A 7,527-nucleotide genomic window follows, 5' to 3' on the forward strand; every position below is an offset into this window, starting at 1 on the left:
TTCCTGGTCTATTGTATTTATTATTGGCATCTTAATCATGTTTTCGCTAGGCTTTTACTTAGGAGGTAGTTCCTAAATAAAATAAGAGATATTGTCAACTTTATTCCCTTGCAAAACTAAACCTCTTGCACAATTAATTTTTGATGGTTCAAAAACGGCAAAAATAAGGATTAAATTGCCTAAAATCTGTCAAGAGATCATGGAATTGATTATTATTCATTCTTAATTCTCCTGACTACTGACTACTGACTACTGGCTACTTACTCCTAACAACAATTTTTGATTTTTACAAGAGGTCTATTAATAATCCGCCAAAAGTGAGAGCCTAAAAACGGGTGTGGTGTCATAATGTGTTGTTTTCCTGATTGTCTGAAGATTGAACGCGAAAGGGAGGCGCGACATAATCGGAAGGTAAATAATTTTCGGGAATGGTTGTTGTATTTCCATCTCGTAGGGAGGTGTAACTGGGAGAGAGAATCTCAATCCCAGCTTCATTACACTTGTCTTGAATATTTTGATGGAGTTCTGAATAAATTATTACCATCAAATTGGGTTGGTTAGTGTAAGCGTTTAATTGATAACTGATGTAAAAATTATCTAGGCTAGTTTGCAGGACAAAAGGTGCGGGTTCTTTGAGAATATGCTCAGTTTCTAGAGCCGCTTCAATTAAGGTTTTGTGGGCTTTTCGCCAGGGCAGATCATACCCCAGGGTAATCGTTGTCTGAATAATTAGATTTCTGTTTAATTCCCGTGAGGAAATACTAAAGTTAATCACATTACCACTTAATAAAGACGAGTTAGGAATAGTAATGATTTTATTAGTAGGAGTACAAATGCGAATAACTAGGAAGTTTTTTTCAATTAGATCGCCAATTACATCTCCTATTTGAATGTGATCTCCGATGCGAAAAGCACGGGTATAAATAAGAATAATTCCCCCAATAACATTGGCGATCGCTGAAGTTGAACCAAGGGATAAAAGAAGACCGAGAAAAACAGAAATGCCTTGAAAAGCTGGAGAATTAAAACCGGGCAAGTAGGGAAAAGCCACTATTGCTGCTATGGCAATAATTATGACTAATAGGATATTGTAAGTCGGTTTAGCCCAATCAGTATAAAAACCCGGAATAATCAGATTTCCTCTTTCTATTGCCGTAAAAAAGGGCTTGATTAGCCGGATTAAGTAGTAAGTGATAAAAATGATTATGGCAATAACAAAGCCATTGGGAAGATATTTGCCAATGGAGTATAAAACCAGTTCTAATGATTGAGAAAAATAACCTAAAATACTGTCGCCAAAAACTCTTGTCCAGGGAAATAAACGAAGTACAAATGTAGCATAATTAAATAGTAATAAAAACAGAACAAAGAAGCGAATTATGCGAAGAACTCGCAACCAAAAGAAGCTGATTTTAGAGGAAGATATGATCTCAACATTCCCGATTTGAATGCCCGGTGTCAAGGATTCAATCAAACGTCTAATGAAGGGAAATAGTTTTCCTGAAATTTTGATAACTGCAAAGCTAATAATCAAGAAAGCAAAGGTGGCTATAACCGTATAAATGATGTTCTTAAGTAGTTGTTCTGGTTTTCGATCTTGTCGATATTGAGTGATAGCAAAATGAATTTTTTGTAAAGCTTGTTGAGCTAAAACCTCCGGCGTTGAACGATAGGCTTTTGCGTCTTGCTCCGTCACCGTTAGAATTACTTCTTGATCTACACTTAAATACAGTGAGTTATCATCAGGGAGCTGCTTAATTGTCAGGTTCTCCACAGGAATAGAATCATTTTGAGCAATTCTTTCAATTCTCCGGGTAACAGCGTTAGCTCTCTCCTCCGCCGAAAATGAAGAAACTCCCCGCCGGATAAAAAAGAGAGGTTTTCCATCTAACATAACTGGAAAGCCGTCAATTTTATTTTCCGGTTGTGTCGGATTTTGAGCTATTCCCAAAAGAGGGGAGGTTAGAGTCAGTAGTAAAACTACAAAAAATATGACCAAGGTATGCCCAATTTTTTTCATCCATCCTCTAGCTTTAGATGGTGTAGTTAGCATTAAATATCTTTGATTAATATCGACAACTGGTACAAATTGCATAGGATTAAGTCAGATTTTTTTGTGTGTATTCGGGTAATATTTAGGCATTACTGTCCTCGATGAGGTGCAGATATACTAAATAAGACAGGAGGGAAGTTTTCACATCTGAAAGCTATTCTTGCAACATTTCGGGAATCATTAAATAACTACCTCCTAAAAACAAAAGTGAACCCGATAAAAAGGAGAAATTTGTTCCCCATTCCTGACAGCAAATAATTGTTCCTTGTCCGAAAAAGCCGAAAATACTGCCACTCAAAAAGCCAAGAGAACCGCCTAAATTTAACACCACGATCCACCATTCTATTTCGTTAAAATGCCAAGACCAATAACTATGAGAAACTTCGACAACAGCCAAATAACTAGCGGTGCAGAAATGAAGGGAAGCAAGGGTACTAGGAATCCAAATTAACAGATCATCACTCTGCCAACTTAAACCCTGTACCATGGCAAAAAAACAATTAATATTGAATAGACAAGCTCCGATAAATTGAATGAAAGTTCCCCAATATTCAAGGCGATCAGGTTGCCAAGCAAACCATTTAATTTTAATCAGTTTGGGGACGGGATGGGAGACAGTGCCGATTTTTTCCTCCAGTATTTCTGCATCCCGAATCAGAGTAACATCTAGATTTAAATTAATAGCTTCTAAAAAGGCAGCATAGGAACCCAAAGTAAAACAAACTGAACCAATAAAATTAATGACAGAAATTCTCTCTAAGGGGGGATGGGGAAACATCATCGGAATTGCCCCGACGACGAATAAAATTGAACCAAGGGTAAAAATAAAACCGATCCACCAGGTTAAATTATCTAATTGCCAAGTCCAGTATTTAAACGGCTTTAACTTAGAAGAAATTAAGTCAGAAGTGCTAGATTTAATTTCACTGCTATGGCGTTTACGAAAGCGCCGGGATGACCAAATATGAAAATTTCCTTGGGCAGTTCGGTGAATAATTCGTGTGGAAAAATTGGCAACACCAAAACTTTGTAAGGGTTGCCAATTTTTGGGAAATTTAAGCGAGTTTTTCCTCAACATCTGTTAGTGATGGAAATGGGAACCAGATAATTTTGACTGATAATTAGACTGAGATTTAAAGAAGGCGATCGCTGACTGAATATCCCGCAATAACAGATCCGCCATGTCGCGACTAAATCCCTCCTTGATCACCACGCGCTGCACGGTTAAATCTTGGCGATTTTTGGGCATTGTATAGGCAGGAACCAACCAACCCCGCTCGCGCAATTTATCAGCTAAATCGAATAAACTATAATGAGATTGATCGCTAATTGTCTCCTTTAATTTCCAAGCAAAAACCGGAATAGTGCTGCCATCGGTGATTAATTCAAACGGTCCGATCTTAGCGATTTCCCCCGATAAATACAGAGCCGTATCTCGACAGGCTTGATGAATTTGTCGATAACCCTCTTTGCCCAAGCGTAAAAAATTATAGTATTGAGCGACTACTTGATTGCCGGGACGAGAAAAATTCAGAGCAAAATTAGGCAGATCACCGCCTAAATAATTACAATGAAAGATTAATTCTTCTGGTAATTCTTGCCGATCTCGCCAGATAATCCAACCAACACCGGGATAGACTAAACCGTATTTATGCCCAGAAGCATTAATCGATTTAACCCATTTGAGGCGAAAATCCCAGACTAAATCGGGATCAAGAAAAGGGGCAATAAAACCACCACTAGCACCATCGACGTGCAGGGGAACTTGCCAGCCGGTTTCTCTGTTCAATTTTTCCAGGGCATCATTAATTTCTTGGACGGGTTCGTAACTACCATCAAAGGTACTACCCATAATGGCAATTACCCCGATCGTATTCTCATCAATTAGTTTAATTGCTTCCGTCGCATTGAGATGAAAACGATTCCCTTCCATCGGCACAAAACGCGGTTCTACCTCCCAATAACGACAGAATTTTTCCCAACAAACCTGCACATTAATGCCCATGACTAAATTAGGTTTGTCGGTGGGTTTACCCTCTTTTTGTCGGCGTTTGCGCCACTGCCATTTTAAAGCCATGCCTCCCAACATCGCCGCTTCACTGGAACCAATGGTAGAACAACCGGTTGCCGCTTCGTTTTCGGGAGCATTCCAGAGTCTAGCGATCATATTCACACAACGCAGTTCAATTTCGGCGGTTTGTGGGTATTCATCCTTGTCGATCATGTTTTTATCGAAGGTTTCCGCCATTAATTGTTTGGCTTCCGGTTCCATCCAAGTGGTGACAAAAGTAGCCAGATTCAGGCGGGAATTACCATCAAGGGCAAGTTCATCGCGAATTAAATTGTACGCCGCCGCCGGCGGCATTTCCCCCTCGGGAATCTCGTATTTAGGTACAGCGGAAGTCAGGGCGCGGGAAGCATAGGTGGGGGTAATTAGTGCTTCTTCCGGACTGAGGCGATCGAGATTAATTTTCTGATGAACCATGACTTCCTTAATAAAATATCTTTTTTGCTTAGAGTAAATTACCAATCATGCCAAAAATAATAGCAATAATCGAGACGGATAAAAAATAGGAAAGCATCCCGTGGGTTGCTACCAGCTGCCGCATTGCCGTACTATTAATACTTGTATCAGAGGTTTGATAACAAGCCGCCATACAAAAACCTTGATAGAGAAATTCCGTCCAATTAGGTCGATCGCAATCGGGAAAAACTAGGCCTTTACCATCGTGATAGTAGCGTACTGCATATTCTTGGCTGTAGATCAATTGTATGGCTAACCAAGCACTAATAATACCCAAAAAACCACAGGCAAAATGAACGATGGCGTGTTCGGAAGCGATCAGATAAATTAATAGTCCGAAACTGCCGATCGTATAAAATAGGGATTCCAGAAATGCCCCCCGATGATTGGGAGGTTTTAATAGTTCTAGCTGCCAGGGGGCAAGGCAAGAAATTCTGTAAGCTAGTAACATAATTGCCACTATCAAAGCGAAAAGAAAAGCTAAAACCAGTCGCAGAGTAATAGTTACCGGCAGCATTAAGACAATCAGAGCGACAATTATTTGACAGAGCCAGCGAATTTGAGTATAGCTGGGTTTTCTAGCGGTTTTTTTGACCATAGATCAAAGCAGAATTATCCCTAACTATTCTCTCATAAAAATCTGCGGGGTAAATTAGGCGATCGCGGCTTGTAATTCCGGGCAACTGTACCAACTCCAAGGCCCGTCTAAAACTGGTTTGATATTCAGTTCTTCACGCCATTGATCTAAGGGTTTTTCTAATCCTTCTTCCCACTTGATCGGGAATAGAGGTTGGGCCTGGCGACCGATGGTAATTCCCCGAGAAATTAAATCGAATTTGTAACTCATCGGTAGATAAATTTACAGGCGGCGTAGAACAATTGTATTAATAGCGCAGGGGGCCACCGTAACCACCGTATAAACCGACCCCGCGGGTACCGGCCCCCACCCCGTAAAAGCCAGGACCGACACCACCACCAACACCAATCCAATCGATAAATAGGGAAGTTGCCCCGCCAGCCTTGGGTAGAGTCCCTTCGATTAGCTTGTAGCTGTAAATCAAGTCCTTGCCATCGATGACGGGATTGCTAATCTCGACGACAATTATGGTATTGTCTTGACGGCCAGGTTCATAGACCGAGAGGGTAGCATTGGGGGGATCGTTGGCAAAATTATCTTTTCCCGCCCTGGCTGTCCACTCGTCCATGTAGGCGGCCATGGTCAGATTACCAGCAATCCGGTTTGGGCGATCGGAAAAGTATAATGTCTGTTTGTTGACATTCACCAGGCGAATTGTTTTTGCGACGGGATCTACCTTAATATCTTCTGCCGTTTGCACGAACATTAACTGCACTTTTTCTTGAGCAGGAGTAGTCTGGGCTACAGAAATATTGGGCATCCCCCAGCTATTGATTGCCATGGCCGCTACTCCCAGAAAAAGTGTATAACGAAAACGCTTCAGGGATTTGGTCAATTGCTCAGAATTTCTCATGATTGCTCTCCTTAATACCCAGTTTAAATATACAACAGCTTATTTGATATTTCCAGTAATTTTCTTAGCTAACTATTTAGACTAATTAGCAATTGGCTATGATGGTAGTTTCGGAACGATCTGATCGACAAAAATATTAATCAAACCTGTCACCATAAATTGTACTCCGATCGCCGCTACAAATAGGCCCATAACTCGCTGAGTAATACTCAAGCCAATATCTCCTAAAAGTCTTTGTAACCATTTGCCAGCCGCGAGGATGAGAAAGACTAAAAAACTGACTAAAATTGTCATCAAAATCAGTTCAATGCCCGTACCACTACCTAGCCTTGATTCGGCTTCACTGGCATAAAGGATAACGTTAGCAATAACCCCAGGACCCACTAATAAAGGCATAGCCATAGGAATAACAATCTGCCGATAAACTGACTTAGCTTCGCTGAGATAATCCCCGCCTTGCTCATTAATTAAAAGCTCTTTTGTCCCTGCCCCAGAACCGTTAACAATGTTGATACCGATAATCAACAAAAGCACGCCACCAGCTAGGCGAAAAGAGTCTAAGGTGACACCAAAGAATTTTAGCATTGGCGTTCCGATAAACATAAAAATTAATAACAAACACAAGACAGTTAACGAGACAAATAGAGCCACGAGTCGTTGTACTTCTTTACGTTCGCGAGCGGTGTAACTAATAAAAATCGGCAGCATCCCCAGAGGATTTAAGAGGGCGAATAAAGTGATGGCAAAGTTTCTCAAAAAAGACCATTCCATAGGACAAAGTTGCTAATTTAAGCTCAATTTTTTTGCTTTTAACCGAGGGATAGTCTAGATAAAACTACCAGTATCACAAGTCCCCTTTTCTACTGCCGGGCCATGATAATTTTCAGACGTTCCTCCGGGTCGATCAGGTGGTCATGATCGTCCGTACCCAGATCGAGTTGAACCCAACCGATCTTACCGGTGAAACGACTGGTTTTCGAGGTATATTCCGCCGCCACGGGGGTACCAGATTCGTAGCCGATATCCGTGGTTTCGTCGGCGGAGAAAATAAAAGCCTGAGTTCGTTCTACCCGACCCGTACCCACCGGTTGACCGTCGTAGTAGAGGGTGACATTTCCCCCCCGTCCTAAACCACCACCATCGTAGGCAAACTCCATCCGTACCTGATGCTTGCCAGCCGGGATCGTCTCCGTCGCCTCGGTGACAAAACTTTCAATCCCCAGCACGTTATAGACGAACTTGGCTTTTCCATCGTGGCTATAGACACTCCAACCACCGAAGCGGCCGCCTTGGGCGATAATCACCCCGTCCGCGCCTTCCGGGGGAATTTCCAGTTCCGCCGTTACCGAGAAGGATTTATTTTTGATGTTGATGACGCTATTTTCGGACAAACGCCCCATTCCGGCGAAAAATAATTGCGAGTTCCCCCTGGCGAGGGTGGGTCGGCCGGCGGTGGCGCG

The 7,527-nt window shown here is 41.8% G+C and carries 6 protein-coding genes and 2 pseudogenes; all 8 read right to left on the reverse strand.

The genetic code is table 11. The features are described 5' to 3' along the window. Positions 1 to 343: 343 nt before the first annotated feature. Positions 344 to 2,095, reverse strand: a complete 1,752-nt coding sequence (locus IQ242_RS11715) for a mechanosensitive ion channel family protein (protein ID WP_193960094.1) — start codon at positions 2,093 to 2,095, stop codon at positions 344 to 346. Positions 2,096 to 2,207: 112 nt separating this feature from the next. Next, a complete protein-coding gene (locus IQ242_RS11720) occupies positions 2,208 to 3,131 on the reverse strand; it encodes a hypothetical protein (RefSeq protein ID WP_193960095.1) in 924 nt (307 codons plus the stop codon). A 3-nt stretch (positions 3,132 to 3,134) separates the two neighbouring features. Continuing rightward, entirely contained in the window at positions 3,135 to 4,538 is a 1,404-nt protein-coding gene (locus IQ242_RS11725) for a glutamate decarboxylase (RefSeq protein WP_193960096.1), read from the reverse strand. Positions 4,539 to 4,566: 28 nt separating this feature from the next. Beyond that, on the reverse strand, positions 4,567 to 5,175 hold the full coding sequence (locus IQ242_RS11730; RefSeq protein ID WP_052276975.1) for a DUF1345 domain-containing protein: 609 nt from the start codon (positions 5,173 to 5,175) through the stop codon (positions 4,567 to 4,569). A gap of 54 nt (positions 5,176 to 5,229) precedes the next feature. Further along, a pseudogene (locus IQ242_RS11735) lies at positions 5,230 to 5,424 on the reverse strand (pyrroloquinoline quinone biosynthesis protein); the annotation flags it as partial. 37 nt (positions 5,425 to 5,461) lie between these two features. Then, positions 5,462 to 6,067: a hypothetical protein gene (locus IQ242_RS11740; protein WP_193960097.1), complete on the reverse strand. Its 606-nt coding sequence runs from the start codon at positions 6,065 to 6,067 to the stop codon at positions 5,462 to 5,464. A 96-nt stretch (positions 6,068 to 6,163) separates the two neighbouring features. Next, positions 6,164 to 6,838 carry a MarC family protein gene (locus IQ242_RS11745; RefSeq protein ID WP_002788896.1) on the reverse strand — a complete coding sequence of 225 codons (675 nt, stop codon included), beginning with the start codon at positions 6,836 to 6,838 and terminating at the stop codon, positions 6,164 to 6,166. Between the two features lie 89 nt (positions 6,839 to 6,927). Further along, positions 6,928 to 7,527, reverse strand: a pseudogene (locus tag IQ242_RS11750) (arylsulfatase); the annotation flags it as partial.

Origin of the sequence: Microcystis sp. LEGE 08355 (assembly GCF_015207185.1) — a bacterium.
Taxonomy (GTDB): domain Bacteria; phylum Cyanobacteriota; class Cyanobacteriia; order Cyanobacteriales; family Microcystaceae; genus Microcystis; species Microcystis panniformis.

What these genes read in the sequence shown, in the direction of transcription:
- IQ242_RS11715 (WP_193960094.1), bottom strand. Translation starts at nt 2,095, where the DNA reads ATGCAATTTGTACCAGTTGTCGATATTAATCAAAGATATTTAATGCTA.
- IQ242_RS11720 (WP_193960095.1), bottom strand. Translation starts at nt 3,131, where the DNA reads ATGTTGAGGAAAAACTCGCTTAAATTTCCCAAAAATTGGCAACCCTTA.
- IQ242_RS11725 (WP_193960096.1), bottom strand. Translation starts at nt 4,538, where the DNA reads ATGGTTCATCAGAAAATTAATCTCGATCGCCTCAGTCCGGAAGAAGCA.
- IQ242_RS11730 (WP_052276975.1), bottom strand. Translation starts at nt 5,175, where the DNA reads ATGGTCAAAAAAACCGCTAGAAAACCCAGCTATACTCAAATTCGCTGG.
- IQ242_RS11740 (WP_193960097.1), bottom strand. Translation starts at nt 6,067, where the DNA reads ATGAGAAATTCTGAGCAATTGACCAAATCCCTGAAGCGTTTTCGTTAT.
- IQ242_RS11745 (WP_002788896.1), bottom strand. Translation starts at nt 6,838, where the DNA reads ATGGAATGGTCTTTTTTGAGAAACTTTGCCATCACTTTATTCGCCCTC.